General features: G+C 56.9%; 19 protein-coding genes and 2 tRNA genes. 4 read left to right on the top strand and 17 right to left on the bottom strand.

Translation table 11 applies throughout. The features are described from left to right. Positions 1-5 precede the first annotated feature (5 nt). The gene (locus KORLAC_RS09025) at positions 6-761 is read left to right on the top strand and encodes a GntR family transcriptional regulator (RefSeq protein ID WP_068305651.1); all 756 of its coding nucleotides are present in this window, start codon (positions 6-8) and stop codon (positions 759-761) included. Here the strand turns inward: KORLAC_RS09025 and KORLAC_RS09020 are convergent. The 4 genes from KORLAC_RS09020 to KORLAC_RS09005 are packed head-to-tail and all read right to left on the bottom strand — an operon-like array spanning position 758 to position 3,689. Then, on the bottom strand, positions 758-1,138 hold the full coding sequence (locus KORLAC_RS09020) for a nuclear transport factor 2 family protein (protein ID WP_068305649.1): 381 nt from the start codon (positions 1,136-1,138) through the stop codon (positions 758-760). The two genes, KORLAC_RS09025 and KORLAC_RS09020, sit on opposite strands and share 4 nt — an antisense overlap. A gap of 4 nt (positions 1,139-1,142) precedes the next feature. Then, positions 1,143-1,832, bottom strand: a complete 690-nt coding sequence (locus KORLAC_RS09015; protein ID WP_068305646.1) for a M15 family metallopeptidase — start codon at positions 1,830-1,832, stop codon at positions 1,143-1,145. A 10-nt stretch (positions 1,833-1,842) separates the two neighbouring features. Further along, positions 1,843-2,682 (bottom strand): MipA/OmpV family protein, encoded by an 840-nt coding sequence (locus tag KORLAC_RS09010; RefSeq protein ID WP_068305643.1) that lies wholly within the window; start codon positions 2,680-2,682, stop codon positions 1,843-1,845. Then, positions 2,649-3,689, bottom strand: coding sequence for an endonuclease/exonuclease/phosphatase family protein (locus KORLAC_RS09005; protein WP_068305641.1), 1,041 nt, complete (start codon positions 3,687-3,689; stop codon positions 2,649-2,651). The genes KORLAC_RS09010 and KORLAC_RS09005 overlap by 34 nt, the downstream gene beginning before the upstream one ends. 439 nt (positions 3,690-4,128) lie before the next feature. Between KORLAC_RS09005 and KORLAC_RS09000 the strand changes: the two genes are divergently transcribed. Both KORLAC_RS09000 and KORLAC_RS08995 read left to right on the top strand, forming a co-directional pair. Next, positions 4,129-4,365: a helix-turn-helix domain-containing protein gene (locus tag KORLAC_RS09000; RefSeq protein ID WP_068305639.1), complete on the top strand. Its 237-nt coding sequence runs from the start codon at positions 4,129-4,131 to the stop codon at positions 4,363-4,365. A 10-nt stretch (positions 4,366-4,375) separates the two neighbouring features. After that, positions 4,376-5,134 carry a hypothetical protein gene (locus KORLAC_RS08995; protein ID WP_068305637.1) on the top strand — a complete coding sequence of 253 codons (759 nt, stop codon included), beginning with the start codon at positions 4,376-4,378 and terminating at the stop codon, positions 5,132-5,134. Between the two features lie 36 nt (positions 5,135-5,170). Here KORLAC_RS08995 and KORLAC_RS08990 read toward each other — a convergent pair. The 12 genes from KORLAC_RS08990 to yajC all read right to left on the bottom strand — a co-directional run bounded on the left by KORLAC_RS08990 (position 5,171) and on the right by yajC (position 16,177). Continuing rightward, positions 5,171-5,246: transfer RNA gene (locus tag KORLAC_RS08990), tRNA-Glu, on the bottom strand. Positions 5,247-5,352: 106 nt separating this feature from the next. Then, positions 5,353-5,428, bottom strand: a tRNA-Glu gene (locus KORLAC_RS08985). A gap of 76 nt (positions 5,429-5,504) precedes the next feature. After that, a complete protein-coding gene (gene recJ, locus KORLAC_RS08980; protein ID WP_241493395.1) occupies positions 5,505-7,319 on the bottom strand; it encodes a single-stranded-DNA-specific exonuclease RecJ in 1,815 nt (604 codons plus the stop codon). 10 nt (positions 7,320-7,329) lie between these two features. After that, on the bottom strand, positions 7,330-8,292 hold the full coding sequence (gene glpX / locus KORLAC_RS08975; protein ID WP_068305635.1) for a class II fructose-bisphosphatase: 963 nt from the start codon (positions 8,290-8,292) through the stop codon (positions 7,330-7,332). Positions 8,293-8,308: 16 nt separating this feature from the next. Continuing rightward, positions 8,309-9,613 (bottom strand): homoserine dehydrogenase, encoded by a 1,305-nt coding sequence (locus KORLAC_RS08970; protein WP_068305633.1) that lies wholly within the window; start codon positions 9,611-9,613, stop codon positions 8,309-8,311. A gap of 12 nt (positions 9,614-9,625) precedes the next feature. Continuing rightward, positions 9,626-10,849: an LL-diaminopimelate aminotransferase gene (locus KORLAC_RS08965; protein ID WP_068307093.1), complete on the bottom strand. Its 1,224-nt coding sequence runs from the start codon at positions 10,847-10,849 to the stop codon at positions 9,626-9,628. A gap of 236 nt (positions 10,850-11,085) precedes the next feature. Further along, positions 11,086-11,577 carry a hypothetical protein gene (locus KORLAC_RS08960; protein ID WP_068305632.1) on the bottom strand — a complete coding sequence of 164 codons (492 nt, stop codon included), beginning with the start codon at positions 11,575-11,577 and terminating at the stop codon, positions 11,086-11,088. A 140-nt stretch (positions 11,578-11,717) separates the two neighbouring features. Then, positions 11,718-12,503, bottom strand: a complete 786-nt coding sequence (locus tag KORLAC_RS08955) for a hypothetical protein (protein ID WP_068305629.1) — start codon at positions 12,501-12,503, stop codon at positions 11,718-11,720. A 272-nt stretch (positions 12,504-12,775) separates the two neighbouring features. Further along, a complete protein-coding gene (locus KORLAC_RS08950) occupies positions 12,776-13,180 on the bottom strand; it encodes an Mth938-like domain-containing protein (protein WP_068305626.1) in 405 nt (134 codons plus the stop codon). A 5-nt stretch (positions 13,181-13,185) separates the two neighbouring features. After that, positions 13,186-14,160 (bottom strand): protein translocase subunit SecF, encoded by a 975-nt coding sequence (gene secF / locus KORLAC_RS08945; RefSeq protein ID WP_068305623.1) that lies wholly within the window; start codon positions 14,158-14,160, stop codon positions 13,186-13,188. Positions 14,161-14,172: 12 nt separating this feature from the next. Further along, a complete protein-coding gene (gene secD, locus KORLAC_RS08940; protein WP_068305620.1) occupies positions 14,173-15,777 on the bottom strand; it encodes a protein translocase subunit SecD in 1,605 nt (534 codons plus the stop codon). Positions 15,778-15,841: 64 nt separating this feature from the next. Beyond that, the gene (gene yajC, locus KORLAC_RS08935; RefSeq protein ID WP_206594908.1) at positions 15,842-16,177 is read right to left on the bottom strand and encodes a preprotein translocase subunit YajC; all 336 of its coding nucleotides are present in this window, start codon (positions 16,175-16,177) and stop codon (positions 15,842-15,844) included. 227 nt (positions 16,178-16,404) lie between these two features. On the opposite strand from yajC, the gene KORLAC_RS08930 reads away from it, so the two are divergent. Beyond that, entirely contained in the window at positions 16,405-17,268 is an 864-nt protein-coding gene (locus tag KORLAC_RS08930; protein ID WP_241493394.1) for an ATP-binding protein, read from the top strand. Here KORLAC_RS08930 and KORLAC_RS08925 read toward each other — a convergent pair. Beyond that, positions 17,265-18,299, bottom strand: coding sequence for a M23 family metallopeptidase (locus KORLAC_RS08925; RefSeq protein ID WP_068305610.1), 1,035 nt, complete (start codon positions 18,297-18,299; stop codon positions 17,265-17,267). The genes KORLAC_RS08930 and KORLAC_RS08925 overlap by 4 nt on opposite strands. Between the last annotated feature and the right edge of the window lie 17 nt (positions 18,300-18,316).

Genomic DNA, 18,316 nt, shown 5'->3' with positions numbered 1-18,316 from the left:
AGCCTATGAGCAAAAATGACTTCAATTTCGACTGGCTGGACCGGGTAGACAATGAAACTGCCCAGGAATGGGTGTATCGCGCCCTTCGGTTCGCAGTCATGTCCGGCCAGGTGCAGCCTGGCCGCGCCCTGACAATCCGCGGCATCGCCCAAATGCTGGATGTATCGGCCATGCCGGTCCGCGAAGCGCTCAGGCGCCTCACGAGCGAAGGGGCGCTCGAGCTGAAGTCCAACCGCCGCATCATGGTGCCCGACCTGACCCCTGCCAAGCTGGCGGAACTGCTGGAACTCAGGATCATGCTGGAAGTGCACGCAGCGGAACGCGCCCTGCCCTATGTGACAGACGAGCGGCTGGAGCTGTTGCGTGAACTCAACGAAGAACAGAACCAGGCGTTCGAAGGGCCTGATGCCCAGGGCATCATCCTTGGCAACCAGGCGTTCCACCGCGCGCTTTACCTGGCCCACCCTCATCCCGTGACCATGCCGATGATTGAGCGCGTCTGGCTGCAACTGGGGCCGCTGCACCGCTTGGCGCTGGCGAACCTTGAAAAGCATTATGTCACGGACCGGCACGTTGAGATCATGAAGGCCATTGAGACCCGCAACCCGTTTGGCCTGAAGGCCGCGATTGAAGCGGATATCCGCGACGGTGCCGGCTATATGACGCAAACTGAGCTGCTGGAACGCTACACCCGCGACGAGGCGGAAAACCTTGTCATGCCGGGCAAGGCCTATATGCGGCAGCTGGCCAAAACCGTTTAGGCTACCGGCTGCCTTGTGCCCTGGTGGAACAGCAGCTGCCACACGCCTTCTTCCATACGCCAGATACTGCTTCTGAGCGAGGCAGCCCGCTCAGACCCCGCCACCATGCGTGGCGGTATACGGTAAGTCACCAGCGCGGTTTCCGGGCCAAGCCTTGTCACGTTCAGCTCCTCAACCAGATAGCTGTCGCCACCAGGTTCTTTGGCCAGCAACTCCAAGATCTCTTCTTTGCCGAAAACCCGGCCTGACGCACCAAACTCTCGAAACCCGTCGGACAGCAGGGAGGCCATCGCATCACGTGATGCCCGCACTTCTGCATCGGCAAGTGCTTCCTCCAGAAGCCGCATCTGCCGCATCAAGGTGTCATCTGGTGTCATGGCGTTACTCCACAGGAAAATCGAAGTAGGTATTGGGGTACGGCTCTCGCGTCAGCGTGAAATGCCACCACTCGGCCTCATAGGGCTTGAAGCCTGCCGCCAGCATGGACATCCGCAACAGCATCCGGTTGGCGCGCGCATCATCACTGACAGCCTTTGAGGATGGATGGGATATGGGCCCAAAGAAGTCCCAGGGGCTGCCCATATCCAGCTCCTGAACACTGCCATCAGGCATGATGTGCGCGATTGTGAGGTCAAGCGTGCTGCCGCGGCTGTGGCCGGACTTTTCAGCGATATACCCTTCCCGAACCAGGCGGTGCTTGGCGACGTCCGGGTAATAGGCCGCCTTATTCTTTGTATCGTTGGCGTCTGAAACCCAGCGCATGAAATGGTCCACAGCCCTCTGCGGCCTATAACCATCAAACACTTTCAGCGTCATACCCTGTGCCGCCAACCTGTGCTGTGCAGTCTTCAGCGCATTTGCGGCCTCAACACTCAGAAACACCTTCGGTGCCTCATAGCCGTCAATCGGCTGGCCGACAAAATTGTGGTTCCCCGCATAGCGGGCCTCAACCACAATGCCGGGGATATACGCCTCCAGGTCCACGAAACCGTCAGGCGGCGCTGCCAGGGCCGTCACGCAGCCAGCAAGGGCCATCGCCACCCCCATCACCAAATTTGCCAAGGTACGCATGTGTCCCCCCTTAAAACAGCCACACCAGCCCCACATAGCCGGTTACCTGATAGCGGCTCCCGATATCACTTCTGACAATAGGGCTTCTGGCGGCGCCATTTTTCAATTGTGTCAAACGCATACTGGACTTCAGCAACCAGTTCCTGTCCAGCCGCAATTCAGCCGACGCTTCGCCATATAGCTCATAAATGCCAGCGCCTGTGCGGTAAGGCGCGAAATCCCCGCTGCCGTCCTCGACGCCAAAGAAAGCCTGCATGAAATCTTTCGATGCCCAGTGAGCGCCCAGGATGGGTGTCAACTTCAGCCGTGAATTCAACTCAAACGTATAACCGCCTTCGAGCTCCATGTTCACGCCCTTATGTACACTGCTTAGTCCCTGGTACAGCTCGGCAGTCAGAAAGAATTTATAGAGCGACCCTGCCGCGAACAGACCCACCTCAAAGGCATCATTCACTTCTTCCGCGCCCGTTGCCTGCCGCAATGTCAGGTCATCCTTGCGGCCCAGGTTCCAGCGCCCGATCACACCGGCCTTCAGGAAACGTGATGTGTGAAGAACACTTCCTATTTTATTGTTTTCAATGAATATTTTGTCGCGCCAGCTAGCGCGAAACAGAACCGCAGGTTCCAGCCCATGGTGGTCCGCGCCAAGGAAATCCGGCGCCAGCGAATAGCCGAGGCCCAGCTGGCCGCTCCAGTCATCGCGCTTGCGGTCCTCTTCGATTTCGCTGGATTCCACATAGACAGGTTTACCCGGGCTGGTCAGGCGACCATCCTGCGCAAATACAGCGCCGGAGGCACACATCAACAGGCAGGCAATCAGTCCATATCGGCAGTGTCGGTCGTGCGCCATAAAGCTTCCGTTGAAGGTCCATCATCGTGACCGACCCGCTCAACGCGGTACGCCACTTCATAGCCAAGATGATCCGACAGCGGCTGACCGTCAATCTGTTCTGTAAAATTCCGGCTGATGCGCACTGGGGTCAACCGGTGACAGGTACTGTCATTCGAAAACTGCTTGTCGTTGGTGTCATAGAGAACGGCTGACTGGCTTGTCCCCACCTCAAGTTCACAGCGTTCAGACAGGGACAGGCATTGCTCTGCCACGTCCTGCACCTGAACAGCATCGCGGAAATAGCGGTAGCGGTCCTGCGCCCTGGTATTGAAGTCGCCAGCCAGAAGAAGTGGGTTGCCCTGCCCGACCTTACCCAGGAACCATTCAAGGGTATCCGACTGGCGGCGATGCGCCTTCTCAGTCCAGCGCCGGGGCGCCTTGGTGGAATTCAGGGAATTGAAGTGTGAGTTGATCACATCAAGCGGACGGTCCATGCCCGGCACCGCCAGGCGTGCCAGCAGAATGGCCTTGTTCGACAAACAATCGATGCCCGCGCACATGTCTGAATCAAATGCCTTGTGCTGAGCTTCCAGAATTGGGAAATCAGAAAGGATCACCAGGCCACTGCCCGTTAGTTTCTGCGGATCATCGAAACTGGTGTAGGCTTTCCGGGTCTTTGGCGACCAGTGCGTCTCACCCATCCTGGAGGTATCTTTGCGTCCCGGCCCCATGACCGCATAGGCATAACCCGTGGTGTCAGCAATGACCCGGGCATCGCCGTCAAAGGCTTCCTGCAACAACACAATCTGCGGGTGGGTGCCCTCTTGCCGACGTTGGCGCAATATCTCCGCAATCCGGGCATACTTTTCAGACCCGTCCCCATGGATGGCAGACGGCAGGGCGTTGATATTGAAGCTGAGAACCCGCAAGAGCGGATCGGATGGCTGGCTTTCCTTCGCCGCGACATGAGCGGCCCAAATGCTGGCAAGAATGATTGCTGCTGTTACTCTGAAACCAATTGTCATCGCCACCCCTTCGTTCCTGGTGCACATCATACATAGCAAAAGATTTTGATTTAATTAAGACGGCTTTGCGACAACAAAAAAGCCCCGCCGGAAAGGCAGGGCTTTTTGAAGATATGGTGATCCCTACGGGACTCGAACCCGTGTTTCCGCCGTGGAAAATTGAAATACTTATAAATCAATGACTTGCCCATTATTAACTACCAAATGCTCTTCAAAGATATCAAGGACTTAGGAAGAAAGTGGGCAAAGATTCCTTCATGTGTTTCAGGTATTTAGCACTATTTAATTCGTAAAAAGGAGTGGCTTTTTGATGCTCGACGCCGCGCTTTCATCATGTAAACGCGGAAACTAATGATTTCAATAACTTGCCCACTTCGATTTTATCGAACGATTATTTCGGTTAAGCTGCTAGAATAGCGAGAATTTGGAGAACCATTAGATGCAAAAGCAAACTGAAGCTCGATTGGAATTTATTCCACAAGAATACGCGGATCGGCTATTGGATGGTGAAAACCCCATCAGGGTTTTCAGAGAGCTAAGAAACCTATCTGTCGAGAATGTTGCAATGCTCACCGGACTATCTGTGCAACAAATCGCATCATTGGAAGAAATGGACCTTGCAGCGTTACCCAAAATAGCACAAGCCCTTCAAGTTGATCTTGAAGATTTGATTTAAGGATTTTCTTTTGACCGAAATACGCCAGAAGCTTCTTAGTATTCTTGAAGACATAGCGCCTCGTGATGGCGAAACCCACTCTATTCAGGAAAACACGGTATTTTCTATGATCGGCGAAGCCTTCGAGGGTCGTATGCCACTAGCTCTCGAGCAGGAATACCTCGCCGAATTCCATAATCTATTTCGTACTGGATACCTGGCCTGGGGACACAATCTATCGAATGCTTCTAGGCCCTTTTTCCACATCACCGCAATTGGAAAGCGTGCTATTGAAATTGGACGACGCGACCCAAGTAATCCGATAGGGTACATGGCGCACCTGAATTCCATTGCTTCATTACCTGAGATCTCCACCTCGTATTTAGATGAGGCACTACATTGTTTCGTCTCGGCACAACACAAAGCTGCTGCAGTTATGTTGGGAGCAGCCTCCGAAGCAATCGCAATTGATCTGCGTGATGCTGTCGTCGCTACGTTTGGCCCCGAGGACAATCTTCCTAACAACTTAAACAACTGGTTGATCTCTAAAGTCCTTAATGGCCTTAAGACTTTCTTTGATGGAAAGAAAAGTGAGTTTCCTAGAGAGACTAAGGAGAAATACGAGGCTTATTGGGCCGCCTTCACCCATCAACTGCGGACCACTCGAAACGATGTCGGTCATCCAACCAGCCTTAACCCTGTTTCAGAAGAGGCCGTCCACGCTTCCTTTCTGATCTTTCCCGAGATTGCTCAGCTAGCAAACCATCTTAAGAAAAGCATAGAATCATAGTGCATAAAAAAAACCCGCTCGAAGCGGGGCTTTTTTTGGTGATCCCTACGGGACTCGAACCCGTGTTTCTGCCGTGAAAGGGCAGCGTCCTAGGCCACTAGACGAAGGGACCATAAATTAGAAAATGGGCAAATTTCCTAGAAAAGTGGGCAAATTTCTTTTTCAAAAAACTGCCTAACTTTCGCAAAGCTAGGTATATCAACCCGTTGCGGCGAGTATGGTGATCCCTACGGGACTCGAACCCGTGTTTCCGCCGTGAAAGGGCGGCGTCCTAGGCCACTAGACGAAGGGACCACGCTGCAGAACTCGCTGCGACGGGGGCCTAGATACCTACCCCCGGTGCCCCGGTCAACATCTTTTTGTATTTTTCTTACGGCAGCCCAATCAGCGCAACGTCGTCGAGCGTGATTTCCACTTTTCCGCCCCCTGCCCAGGTGTCTTTCTTGAGCTTTCCTGCGATATGGAAACGCCGCCCGATGCCGGTGCGTAGCAGTGCTCCCATGGGCTCATCCCACTGGCGAAAAGCCATGGCCTTGATGGATTTCCCGTCGCGGGACTTGAAAATACAGCGCAAGTGATTCTGGCCCACCAGATCTGCCTTCAATAGGTCCAGCTCCGGGATGGCAAACCGCGGGCTTGCGTTGCCGGCCCCGAAAGGACCCACCTGGTCGATCTGGTCAATCAGGTCTGCCGTCACGCCGGAAAGCGCCACCATGCCGTCAATCTTCAAAGCCCGGTTCTGGGTGGCCTTTTCGACATCCTTGCGCATATGGTCACGCAGGAAGGCTGTCAGCTCCTCCAATTTGTCAGGCGCCGCCGTCAGGCCTGCCGCCATGGCGTGCCCGCCACCTTTAAGAAGAAGGCCCTTCTGTACGGCTTCGATCACCGCTGCGCCCATGTCCACGCCGCTGATCGACCGGCCCGAACCCTTGGCTTCGCCATTCTCGATGCCGATCACAAAGGTGGGCAGGCCGTATTTATCCTTGAGGCGCGAGGCAACGATGCCGATCACGCCTGCGTGCCAACCGTCGCCCGCAGCCACCACCACCGTATCTGCCTGCCCGCCAACGCCTGTGGCGCTTTCCACCTGGTTCATGGCGGCTTCCAGCACCTCGGCCTCAATGGCGCGGCGCTCTTCATTATAGCGGTCCAGTTTCTCCGCGATCTGGCGCGCGGACATCATGTCGTCCGTGGTCAGAAGCTGGGCCCCCAGATAGCTTTCCCCTACCCGGCCACCGGCATTGACGCGCGGCCCCAGAATGAAACCTGCATGGTAGGTGGTTGGTGCCTCAGACACCCGCCCGACGTCACAGAGCGCCGTAATGCCCACATTGTGGCGCTGTGCCATCACTTTCAGGCCCTGGGCCACAAAGGCCCGGTTGACGCCCGTCAGTGGCACCACGTCGCACACTGTGCCCAGCGCCACGATATCCAGAAGGCTGATCAGGTTGGGTTCACGCTTGCCGCCGGTGAAATAGCCCGCTTCCCGAAGGGCGCGGTTAAGCGCAATTGCCACCAGGAAACAGACGCCTACAGCCGCCACCTGGCCAAGGCCACTATCGTCATCAAGCCGGTTCGGGTTCACCACGGCTACCGCTTCTGGCAGCGTTGTTTCGGCCTTGTGGTGGTCCACCACAATCACATCCAACCCGGCGTCCTTCGCGGCCCTCAGCGGCTCATACGACAGCGTGCCGCAATCCACCGTGATTACAAGGTCCACACCCTTGTCCCTGAGCCCCAGAAGTGCCGACGCATTGGGGCCATAGCCCTCGACCATCCGGTCGGGAATATAGATTTCCACATGGGCACCCAGCGCCGTCAGGTAGCGGTACAGCACGGCTGAAGACGTTGCGCCGTCCACGTCATAATCGCCGAAAATCGCCAGCTTTTCGCCGTTCTGCAGCGCCCTTGCAAGGCGTGAGACGGCCTTGTCCATATCCAGGATCGTGCTGGGGTCCGGCAGGCTTTCCTTCAGCGAAGGCGTGTAAAATGCTTCTGCTTCTTCAAGGCCGATGCCGCGGGCGGCGATCAACTGCCCCACAATGGCGGGCACGCCCAGGCGGTCAGCGATGGCTTCGGCAATGCGCGGCACATAGGGCCTAAGCTCCCATGCCTGCTCAAGCGCAGAACGGCGGACACCCAAAAAGGGTTCCGCCGCTCCTGTTGTCTCTTGGATGTCGGTCAACTCAATAACCTTATTGGCTACCGTCCGGGCCATGGATCGCCTGTACACGGCGAATGGTCTTGGTTTTGGACCGCATGGTGATGGTGTCAGTCTCAATGCCGCGGGACGTGATATGCACGCCGTTCAGCATGGAGCCGTCTGTCACACCCGTCGCGGCAAAAATCACATCGCCAGACGCCATCTCTTCCATGGTGTATTTCTTGTTCAGGTCTTCAATGCCCCATTTGCGGGCACGGCCACGTTCGTCATCATTGCGGAACAACAGACGGCCCTGCATCTGGCCACCAATGCAGCGCAGTGCGGCGGACGCCAGAACACCCTCAGGTGCGCCGCCAGACCCCATATAGAGGTCGATACCGGTTTTCGGATCCGTCGTCGCGATTACGCCCGCGATGTCGCCGTCGCCGATCAGGGCAACGCCACAACCCAGCGCACGCAGTTCCTTGATGATTTCAGCGTGGCGTGGACGATCCAGCACACACACCATCATGTCTTCAACGGCCTTGCCTTTGGCATCGGCCACCGCCTTGACGTTTTCAGTCGGCGTTTTGTCCAGATCGATCACACCGTCTGGCAGGCCGCCGCCAACGGCGATCTTGTCCATATAGACGTCAGGTGCGTTCAGGAGGCCGCCTTCAGCGGAAATGGCCAGCACAGCCAGCGCGTTTGGCATGGCTTTGGCGCAAATGGTCGTGCCTTCGAGCGGATCAAGGGCGATATCCACTTTTGGCCCGCCGGCGCCGACTTTTTCCCCGATATACAGCATAGGCGCTTCGTCGCGTTCGCCTTCGCCGATCACGACGGTGCCTTCGATCATCATTTTATTGAATGCTTTGCGCATCGCTTCAACAGCGGCTGCATCAGCGGACTTTTCATCGCCCCGGCCGTTCCACTTGGCTGCCGCGATTGCGCCAGCTTCGGTGACGCGGACAACTTCAAGGACGAGTTGGCGATTCAGTTCCTGAGACCCCATTAGACTTGCTCCCTTTTCAGGCTTCGATTCTCAGCATTGTGGGGGTCTCTAGCACACATTGAAGCGTAGTGAAACGGTCAAGTGTTGCCGCAACAGAAGCTTCAACTGTTTCGTGGGTCGTAAGCACGATATAAACGCCACCATCACTTGCACTTCCGCGCTGCAGCATGCTTTCGATGGAAACATTCTCTTCCGCCAGGACCTTGGTGATGTCGGCCATCACGCCCGGCTGATCATTCACACGCAGGCGAATGTAATAGGTGCCGCGGTGCTTCACCACTGGCACAGGGTTTGACGGCTTCAGGCTGGTGGCCGGCACGCCAAGGCGTGGACCTTCCGCGCCGCGCGCTACATCAAGAATATCACCCATGACGGCAGAAGCCGTTGGCCCCTCGCCCGCGCCCGCGCCTTCATAAACCGTCTGACCAACGGCGTCGCCGTTCACGACCACAGCGTTCGTCGGGCCCATCACATTGGCGATGGCCGCGCGGGTCGGCACCATGGCCGGATGTACGCGCGTCTCGATGCCTTCGGCGGTCTGTTGGGTCACGCCCAGAAGCTTGATGCGGTAGCCCAGCTCTTTGGCATACTCAATATCCACAGGCGCGATGTTGCGGATGCCTTCGGTGGGCAGGTTTTCAATATCGGGCTCGGTGCCGAACGCCAGCGTCGCCAGAATGGCCGTCTTGTGGGCGGTGTCGATGCCGTCGATGTCAAAAGTGGGGTCCGCTTCCGCATACCCCAGTTGCTGGGCGTCCTTGAGCACGTCATCAAAGGCGAGGCCTTCATGCTCCATCCGCGTCAGGATATAGTTGCAGGTGCCGTTCAAAATACCGCGTACGCTTTCGATGGCGTTGCCGGCAAGCCCTTCACGAAGTGCCTTGATGATCGGGATACCGCCCGCGACAGCCGCTTCGAACTTCAGCGGTGCGCCGGTTTCTTCCGCCAGCACGGCCAGCTCCTTGCCGTGGGTGGCAATCAGCGCTTTGTTGGCGGTCACGAACCCGATACCGCGGCCAAGCGCCTTCCGCGCCAGCGCCAGCGCCGGGCCGTCGGACCCACCGATCAGTTCCACCACAAGATTGACGCCGCTGCCCTCTTCAGCCAGATCAACAGCGTTATCAACCCAATCATAGGCGCTGAGGTCCACACCGCGGTCGCGGCTGCGGTCACGGGCGCTGACGGCCTTGATTTCCACTGGGCATCCGGCGCGGGCGGCAATGAGAGCCTTGTGTTTCTCAATGATCTTCACTACCCCAGCCCCAACGGTGCCAAGGCCCGCGATGCCCAGGATGATCTTCCGGTCGTCCTGCTTACTCATACTGATCTCCAGTTACGCTTTATTCTGTTCGGCGTTCCAAGACGCGATAATCTCGTCCCTGTTCGCCATGAGTTTCTTGATATTGCGGATCGCCTGCCGGATTCGCTGTTCGTTTTCCACCAGGCCGATACGCACGAAGCCTTCGCCGTATTCGCCAAAGCCAATGCCCGGCGCCACAGCGACTTTGGCGTGCTCCAGCAACAGTTTCGAGAAGGCCATGGACCCCATTTCGCGGAAGTCTTCGGGGATCGGCGCCCAGGCAAACATGGATGCCTTGGGGCTTGGGATGTCCCATCCTGCAGCCGCGAGGCCTTCAACCAAAACATCCCGGCGTTTCTTGTAAGTTTCGCGGTGCAGGTCAATGCAGTCCTGCGGGCCATTGAGGGCCGCCACTGCCGCCACCTGGATGGGCGTGAAGGCGCCATAGTCCAGATAGCTTTTCACCCGTGTCAGCGCGCTCACAAGGTCTTTGTTGCCCGCGCCAAAGCCCACGCGCCACCCAGCCATGGAATAGGTTTTTGACATACTGGTGAATTCAATGGCGATGTCTTTCGCCCCCGGCACCTGCAGAATGGAAGGCGGCGGGTTGTTGTCGAAATAAATCTCACAATAAGCCAGATCCGACAGAATCCAGATGCCATGCGCCTTGCAGAAATCGACCACTTCTTCATAGAAGGCAAGGTCGACCACTTCGGCCGTCGGGTTACCCGGATAACACAGGATCACGGCAGTCGGCGTGGGCACGCTGTGCTGAACGGCATACTTCAGTTCCGTCAGGAAGTCGCGCCCCGGCCCCATGGGCAGGTGACGGACAGCCGCACCCGCGATCATGAAACCATAAGGGTGTATCGGGAAACTGGGGTTCGGCACCAGGATCACATCACCCGGCGTGGTGATGGCGGACGCCAGGTTCGCCAGCCCTTCCTTGGACCCAAGCGTCACCACATTTTCCGTCTCCGGGTCGATATCCACCCCGAAGCGGCGCTTATAGTAGGCCGCGTGGGCACGCCTCAGGCCCGGAATACCGCGCGATACGGAATAGCCGTGCGTGGTGTGCTTATCCACGGTTTCTTTCATCTTGTCGACAATATGCTGCGGGGTCGGCAAATCGGGGTTGCCCATGCCAAGATCAATGATGTCTTCACCGCGCGCTCGTGCCGCCGCCTTCATCTGATTCACTTCAGCGAATAGATAAGGGGGCAACCGCCTGATGCGGTAAAACTCTTGATTGCTCATGACCTTTTTACCTTGGATATTGTCGAAAACCGGACGCGCCAAAGCGCCCTGTGAACGCTTAGCTCTAAGGGAATTTTGGGCCAAGCGCAACGGCTGCACGCAATGATCGGAATGGTTTTTCTTATCTGGCGAAATACTATTGCGTAAGGTTCGCGTAACAGCTGACGGCAACCGGGAGGGAGGCAACAAAAAACCGGGCTGGGCCCGGTTCGGTAACAGTCAGGCCCTATTGGGGTCTATTCAGACGCCATGGCCTGTTCGGCCTGCTCCAGCGCGCTCAACACTTTGGCATAAAGCGCGTCATCCTTGAAGGCCTTACGGTACTTGTCCAGCTCTGCCCGATGTTCCGACAGCGATTGCTGCAGAGCACCCATCTGAACAAGTTTCTGCATCTTCAGCTCAGACAGCCGGTCAGTCATGGCTTCAATGCGGCTTTCAAACGCCTGCATATCCACGGCGTCGCTTTTGGCAAAGGACTGAGAGAAAGACTCGGAGAAGGACTGGGCAAAATTCAGGTTCAGGTCATTGAGCCGCGCCCGAATTTCCTCTTCCTTCTGTTCACAGCGCGCCAGCTCTGGCGAGCGGTAGGAAACTTCACGAACTTCCTCGGCTTCGTGCTCCAGCATCATGGTACCCAGGCTGTCAAAGCCAACCATGCGCTCACCGGCAAGCGCAGTAGCGCTACCGATTAGGGCGAAAGATGCAACAGCAATAAGGGTGCGTTTCATGTGTGGTTCCATTTCCCAACTGTGTCAGGATAATGCTACATTATTACACAAACGACAAGTAAACTTTAGGCATAGTTTGATCAAATGCCTGAGAGCAGCCATGAGGCCGCCCTCGTCCATTCTTCCCTCGCGGATGTGGCTTAACCGTCTTTCTTGTTGGCTTCTGCCTCACGCTCACGCAGGCGCTGTTCAATCCGCTCGCGTTCCCGCTTGATATCTGCTTCCGCCTGCTTCAAGGCCTCAAGGTGGTGCTTTTCCATCTCCTCGAGCGACAGTTGCGCAGATTTGAGCGATTCTATCCGCAGGGTACGGATATCGCCGTCGATATCCAGCTCAAGCTCCAAGTCCCCAAGCGCTTCCTCGATCTCGCGGCGGGCTTCAGCGATTTCGTCCTTGAGCTCAACCCGCATTTCCGACAGCTCGGCTTCGCTTTCACTGAGGTCCGTGAGAGCTTCGGCCAGGGCTTCAGATTCGATCCTGGCAATTTCAATCCGGCTAGGTGCGACAATCACATGGCGCATCCGGCGCTCTTCCAGCGAGATGATTGCAGCCTCAAGGCCCTTTTGTGCGGCCTTCAGGGCTTGCACCTCACTCTTGCTCTTGGCCTTCATCAGCCGCTCGGTCACCTCATTGAGGGCAGCGCGCGCCTTCTCAAGCGCTTCCTGCTGCTCTTTCTCGAACGCTTTGCGGTCACTTGTTGCCAGAACGGTCCGGTGCCCCTTTTTATGCACCTCGACTTTACTGTCGCCGCTGCGAACAACGCGGATCGTCCGCTTGTTCTTTTCGGCTTTTTCTGCCTGCTCGGTTTGCTCGTCACCACCCGCCATGGCAATCATGGCATGGCTGGCTCCGGCAATCACCAGGCTTGACGCGGCGATGCCTAGGGCTGCAGCTGCACGGCGCTTTTGTTTTGGTGTCATCCACATGGGAAATCTCCATTCTTCTTCTGAGTATCCCCCGGCGAGTACACTGACGCCAGAAAAAACTCTATCCTCGACTGTCGCGATTTTCTCGGGCCTATACCCGAACTTCCCGTTCTTGTGAAATCAAGGATGCGCAGGTCTTGGTGTCAGTGGAAGGCGGAAGCGATGAATTGTGGGGTTGATGCGGCGGGCCGCCCGGTGTTGCGGTGAACCGAGAGACAGGCTTGCGACGAACCGTTCACCGCAGGGGCCTTTAGTTTCCTGGGCTCAGCGTGTCAGTCGACAGGCAGCAACAGGCAGGCGACCCGGCGCTGTTCCATCAGCAGGACATTATAGGTCCGGGCCGCGGCGCCTGTGTCCATGATATCAAAGCCGATATTGGCGTCTTCGAGGAACTGCCGGATAGCCTTGGGCAGAAGCTGCATCTTTACGCCGGTTCCGACAAGGACGATTTCCGGGCGATCACCCTCATTCATGATCTTGCTGAAATGTTCCGGTTTCAAATCATCCAGCGTTTTGGCGTCCATAGGATAGAACCCAGTGGGCTGTACCAACACACCGCCTTCAACGCGGCGGTCCATCAGGCGGAAACCGCCATCACCATAGGCTTCAATGAGCAGCAGGTCGTCATCGGCCTGCTGCTCCATGATAAAGCCACCTTGTTTGATCTTGTCAGCCATCAGACTTACATCTGATCAAACTGGCCAGGGCGGCTCTTGTCCACCGTTGGGTCATTGTCGTCACCCGCAAGCAGTGCATCCCGCTTGATCTTGAACATCAACAGAAGCGGTGATGCCACAAAGACCGAGCTGTAGGTACCCACAACCACGCCCCAGATCATCGCCGCCGTAAAGCCGCGAATGGCCTCGCCGCCAAAGAAGAACAGGGAAAACAGCGCCACCAGGGTGGTGACAGAGGTCATCAAGGTCCGTGCCAGCGTCTGGTTCAGGGACAGGTTCAGAAGCTCTTCCATTGGTGTCTTGCTGTATTTGCGGATATTTTCACGCACCCGGTCATACACCACCACGGTATCGTTTAGGCTGTAGCCCACGATGGTCAGGATGGCCGCAATGATCGACAGGTTGAACTCAAGCTGGGTGATGGCAAAGAAGCCGACCGTCAAGAGAACGTCGTGCACCAGTGCTACCACAGCGCCCAGGCCGAACTGCCATTCGAAGCGGAACCAGATGTAAACCAGCACCGCCAGAACCGCGATGGTCACAGCCAGCGCCCCGTCGCGCTTCAGTTCGCCTGAAACCGTGGCACCAATGAAGTTACCGTCCATGAATTTGATGCCGGGAACCGCGTTCGGCAGTTCTTCCCGCACTTTCTGGATCACAGCACTTTGGGCCTTGGCATCGCCTTCCTGGCGCTCGATGCGGATCATGGCTTCCCAATCCTCGCCGTACCGGCGGACAGAAGGGCTGGTGTAGCCCATGGCTTCAACCGCATTTTTCACGGCCTCAATAGGAATGGCTTTTTCGCCTTCCATCTGCACCTCAACCGAGATGCCACCCTTGAAGTCGATGCCGTAATTCAGGCTTTTCACCGCGAACAGTACGATCGAGCCAATGATAAGAAGAACCGACAGGGCCATCGCGATCTTGCGCGCGGCCATGAAGTTGATCTTCGTATTGTCTGGAACGAGACGTAAAAACATAATCCCCTCCCCTTAAAGTGGCAGCTTGGCAGGACGGACCCGCTTCAGCCAGGTTGCAAGGATAAAGCGGGACAGTACCACGGCCGTGAACATGGACGTCAGAATACCGATCGCCAGCGTTACAGCAAAGCCCTGCACAGGGCCGGAACCCAGCATATAGAGCACTGCTGCCGCAATGAATGTGGTGATGTTGGCGTCCATAATGGTCGAGAAGGCCTCGCCATAGCCATGTTCCATTGCAGGGAACGGCTTGCGGCCATTGTTCTGTTCTTCGCGAATACGTTCAAAAACCAGCACGTTGGCGTCCACCGCCATACCGATTGTCAGCACGATGCCCGCGATGCCCGGCAGGGTCAGCGTCGCCTGCAGGAAGCTGAGCGCCCCCATGATCAGCACAAGGTTGGTGATCAGCGAGATGCTCGCGGCAATGCCAAACCGGCCATAGCTGAGGATCATATAGATAATCACACCAATGAAACCGATAACAGCTGCGATCTCGCCAGCATCAATGTTTTCCTGACCCAGGTCCGGACCCACAGAGCGTTCGGACATCACCTGCAGCGGGATGGGAAGCGCACCGGCCTTGAGGAGCGTAGCCAGCTCCTGCGCATCGGCAACCGCACCAACGTTGGTTATCTGACCCTGCCCGCCCAGGATCGGCGTGATGATATTCGGCGCGCTGATAATCTCGTTATCCAGCACGATGGCAAACGGCCGCCCGATATTGTTCTGGGTGTGGGTACCGAAGCGTTTGGCGCCAGATGTATTGAAGGTAAAGCCAACGGCTGGCTTACCGTTCTTGTCATATTCAACCCGCGCGTCAATCAGGTCTTCACCCGAAAGGATGACCCGCTCCTTGATCACCATGGAGTAGCCATCTTTCGAAGGCAGAATCTTTTCCCGGTATCCCACACGGCCGCGCTGAATGTCTTCCGCACTCACATTCGTGTTCACGTCATGGAAGGTCAGCTTGGCTGTCTGGCCAACAAGAATCTTGATTTGTTCAGGATCGTCAGCGCCCGGCACTTCCAGAATGATGCGGTCATTGCCTTCAGGCTGAATGGTCACTTCCTTGGTGCCGTCCGGGTCTACCCGCTTGCGGATCACTTCCATGGCACGGGCAACGGCCTCGCGCTTCTGAACTTCGATGCCCTGCTCTGTCAGTGTCAGCGTGAATTTGTTGCCGTCCTGCGCAAGCTCCAGTTCCTTGATGCCGCCGCCCATGAGTGGGTTAGCGGCGCCTACGGTCACCGTAGTCAGCTCACGCAGTTTTTCACGCGCGGTTTCAACCATGTCATCGCGGGTAACCTCTGCCGTCACGCTTTGGCCTTCAATCCGGATATTCCGGAAGTTGAGGCCCTGCTCAGACCGGCGAATATCGCGCACCTGATCAGCAATATTGTTCAGGCGGGAATTCACCACATCGTCGGTTTCCGCACCCCAAAGAATGCGAACCCCGCCCCTGAGGTCAAGGCCCAGATTCAGCGTGTCGGAAGGCAGGAAGCCAGGCAGTTCTTCGCGCTGCTTCTCTGTCAGAAAGTTAGGGAGGGAGGTCAGGATGCCCAGAAGCACCACTCCCATGATCATGATTATTTTCCAGCGCGGAAACGTCAGCATGCGCCGATCCTTATTGTTGTTCTTGCCTTAAAAAGATTGGGCCCGGCAACACCGGGCACGATCCTTATTTTTCTTCTTTTTTCGCTGCTTTTTTCTCAGCCGCTTTTTTCTCAGCAGGCTTGGCAGGCTCTGATTTGGCTCGCACATCAGACAGGGTGCTTTTGACAACGCGAACGCGGACACCGTCAGCCAGTTCCACTTCGACTTCGTTATCGTCAGCTTTAACCTTGGTCACCTTACCGATCAGGCCGCCTGCGGTCACAACGCTGTCGCCGCGCGCCACATTGCTCACCATTTCACGGTGTTCTTTCATCTTTTTGTTCTGGGGGCGGATGATCAGGAACCAGAAAACCGCAACCATGATGATGATCAGACCGAAACCACCAGTTGGATCAGACATCTGTGCAGATTCAGCCGCTTGAGCGTAAGCAGGAGAAGAAAACATGTGACAAACCTCATTAAAAGGGCGGCAGACGCGCCACCTTGCAATATCATTGGCCGGGACTATAGCTTTATTGCTTTCAAATGCAACAGTCGCCTAGTGTTACCCGGCATGTTATGAGCGCTGTCGAGCGGGCATAATCGAATTATCCACCCCTAGATGGGCATGACAGGAAAGGGTTGCAAGTGCCAAACCAGGATCAAGCGCTGATTGATGCGATCAACCGCCTTGCCGACGCGGTAAGCGGTAGAGGAAAGGCATCACCTGCATTGACGGACGATACCGCCAACGCCTTTGTCTATGACGCCGACAGCAAAAACCTGCGAGCTGTCGACCGTGTCGCGGCACCTGCGATTGACCTGTTGATGGGCATTGACCGCGCCAAGAACACACTGCTTGAGAATACCAAGCGCTTCGCGAACGGCTTTTCCGCAAACAATGCGCTGTTGTGGGGCGCGCGCGGCATGGGCAAAAGCACGCTCATCAAGGCCATCCACCGCACCATTGTTGAAGAAAAAGGCGCTTCGGCCCCGGCGCTGGTGGAAATCCACCGCGAAGACATCAGTGCCCTGCCCGCGCTTCTTGGCAAGCTCAGGCAAGCCGATCGCCTGTTTATCGTCTTTTGTGACGACCTGTCCTTCAATCGGCCGGACCAGGACTTCAAAGCCCTGAAATCCGTGCTTGAGGGCGGGCTTGAAGGCCGCCCGGAGAATGTGATCTTTTACGCCACATCAAACCGCCGGCACCTGTTGCCGCGCCAGATGGCGGATCAGGAAAGCGCCACTGGCATCCACCCCAACGAGGCCATGGACGAAACCATTGCGCTTTCTGACCGCTTCGGCCTGTGGCTGGGCTTCCACCCGGCTGACCAGGACGAGTATCTGGCGATGATTGAGGGCTACCTCAAGGCTTTTGGCCTGACACCCGCGGATGATTGGCGGCACGCGGCCCTTGAATGGTCCAAGACCCGCGGTAACCGGTCTGGCCGGACAGCCTGGCAGTTTGTAACGAATCTGGCGGGTGAGTTGGGCGCTAAGGTTAGCTTCTAGCGGCCTGTCATGGCGGCATCCGCCTGTGCGCGGCTCAGGTACCGAAGCGGGTCCAAGGCCCGACGGCCCTTACGAATTTCAAAATGCAACTGCGGTTCGGTCACCCCGCCCGTGTTGCCGACGCGGGCGATGATCTGCCCCTTGCTGACGGTCTGCCCTTCGCGCACCAGAAGGCGCTCGTTATGGGCATAGGCCGTGATCCAGCCATCCGAATGCTTCACCAACAGAAGATGCCCGTATCCCTCTAGCGCGTTCGAGGCATATACCACGACCCCGGCTTCTGCGGCCTTCACAGGCGTACCCTGTCGCGCCAGGATATTGATGCCGTCATTATGCAGGCCATCCTGTTTGGGGCCGAAGCGCGACGCCAGCCTGCCCTGCACCGGCCAGTCGAATCCGCTGGATGTCCGGGGTGGCGGTGTTGGCCGTGCCACCGTACGGCGGGTGGTTTGAGCGGGCCTGACAACCGTGGGGCTTGAGGCTGAGGCCGTCTGAACCGGTGCACTGCTGGCCCCACCCGGCAGCTTCAGCCTTTGGCCGATTTCAAGCCTGTAGGGCGCCTTGATACCGTTTTCGCGCATCAGTGCAGACACATTGACGCCAAACCGCCGGGAAATGCTGTAGCCCGTATCGCCCTTTTTCACCACATAGACCTGGGCCGTCGGCACCTTGACCTTCTGCCCGATCTCCAGCGTGTAAGGCGAGCGGAACCTATTCAGGGAAATCAGGTCGCGTACTGGTACGCCATAACGACGCGAGATGGCATAAAGCGTATCGCCTTTCCTGACCACATGCGTTGCGCCGCTGGACTGGACAGTACTGCGGCTGGTGACCGCTGGCGCTGGCTTGCTGGCAGACGCGTAGCTGCGGTTCGGCACAGAAGGCTTGGTGCGCGGCAATGGCACAGGAAAAGGTGCATTCTTGGTTTTGGGTGACGTCAGCGAGCCGAACACAGGTCGGATGATTCGTTTATCGATGGTGGAACAGGCAGAAACCGAGAAGGCAAGCAGGATCAAGGCGCTAAGGCGCATTGCATGCCGTCTATTCT

Origin of the sequence: Kordiimonas lacus, from assembly GCF_001550055.1 — a bacterium.
Classification (GTDB): Bacteria; Pseudomonadota; Alphaproteobacteria; order Sphingomonadales; family Kordiimonadaceae; genus Kordiimonas; species Kordiimonas lacus.
This window is presented reverse-complemented; position numbering and strand designations above follow the sequence as displayed.

Bases quoted from the DNA above. Each gene is read 5' to 3' on its own strand.
- secF (WP_068305623.1), bottom strand. From the start codon at position 14,160: ATGTTTTTACGTCTCGTTCCAGACAATACGAAGATCAACTTCATGGCC.
- KORLAC_RS09000 (WP_068305639.1), top strand. From the start codon at position 4,129: ATGCAAAAGCAAACTGAAGCTCGATTGGAATTTATTCCACAAGAATAC.
- KORLAC_RS08965 (WP_068307093.1), bottom strand. From the start codon at position 10,849: ATGAGCAATCAAGAGTTTTACCGCATCAGGCGGTTGCCCCCTTATCTA.
- KORLAC_RS09025 (WP_068305651.1), top strand. From the start codon at position 6: ATGAGCAAAAATGACTTCAATTTCGACTGGCTGGACCGGGTAGACAAT.
- secD (WP_068305620.1), bottom strand. From the start codon at position 15,777: ATGCTGACGTTTCCGCGCTGGAAAATAATCATGATCATGGGAGTGGTG.
- KORLAC_RS09010 (WP_068305643.1), bottom strand. From the start codon at position 2,682: ATGGCGCACGACCGACACTGCCGATATGGACTGATTGCCTGCCTGTTG.
- KORLAC_RS08970 (WP_068305633.1), bottom strand. From the start codon at position 9,613: ATGAGTAAGCAGGACGACCGGAAGATCATCCTGGGCATCGCGGGCCTT.
- KORLAC_RS09015 (WP_068305646.1), bottom strand. From the start codon at position 1,832: ATGCGTACCTTGGCAAATTTGGTGATGGGGGTGGCGATGGCCCTTGCT.
- KORLAC_RS08955 (WP_068305629.1), bottom strand. From the start codon at position 12,503: ATGTGGATGACACCAAAACAAAAGCGCCGTGCAGCTGCAGCCCTAGGC.
- yajC (WP_206594908.1), bottom strand. From the start codon at position 16,177: ATGTCTGATCCAACTGGTGGTTTCGGTCTGATCATCATCATGGTTGCG.
- KORLAC_RS08960 (WP_068305632.1), bottom strand. From the start codon at position 11,577: ATGAAACGCACCCTTATTGCTGTTGCATCTTTCGCCCTAATCGGTAGC.
- KORLAC_RS08950 (WP_068305626.1), bottom strand. From the start codon at position 13,180: ATGGCTGACAAGATCAAACAAGGTGGCTTTATCATGGAGCAGCAGGCC.
- KORLAC_RS08925 (WP_068305610.1), bottom strand. From the start codon at position 18,299: ATGCGCCTTAGCGCCTTGATCCTGCTTGCCTTCTCGGTTTCTGCCTGT.
- glpX (WP_068305635.1), bottom strand. From the start codon at position 8,292: ATGGGGTCTCAGGAACTGAATCGCCAACTCGTCCTTGAAGTTGTCCGC.
- KORLAC_RS09020 (WP_068305649.1), bottom strand. From the start codon at position 1,138: ATGACACCAGATGACACCTTGATGCGGCAGATGCGGCTTCTGGAGGAA.
- KORLAC_RS09005 (WP_068305641.1), bottom strand. From the start codon at position 3,689: ATGACAATTGGTTTCAGAGTAACAGCAGCAATCATTCTTGCCAGCATT.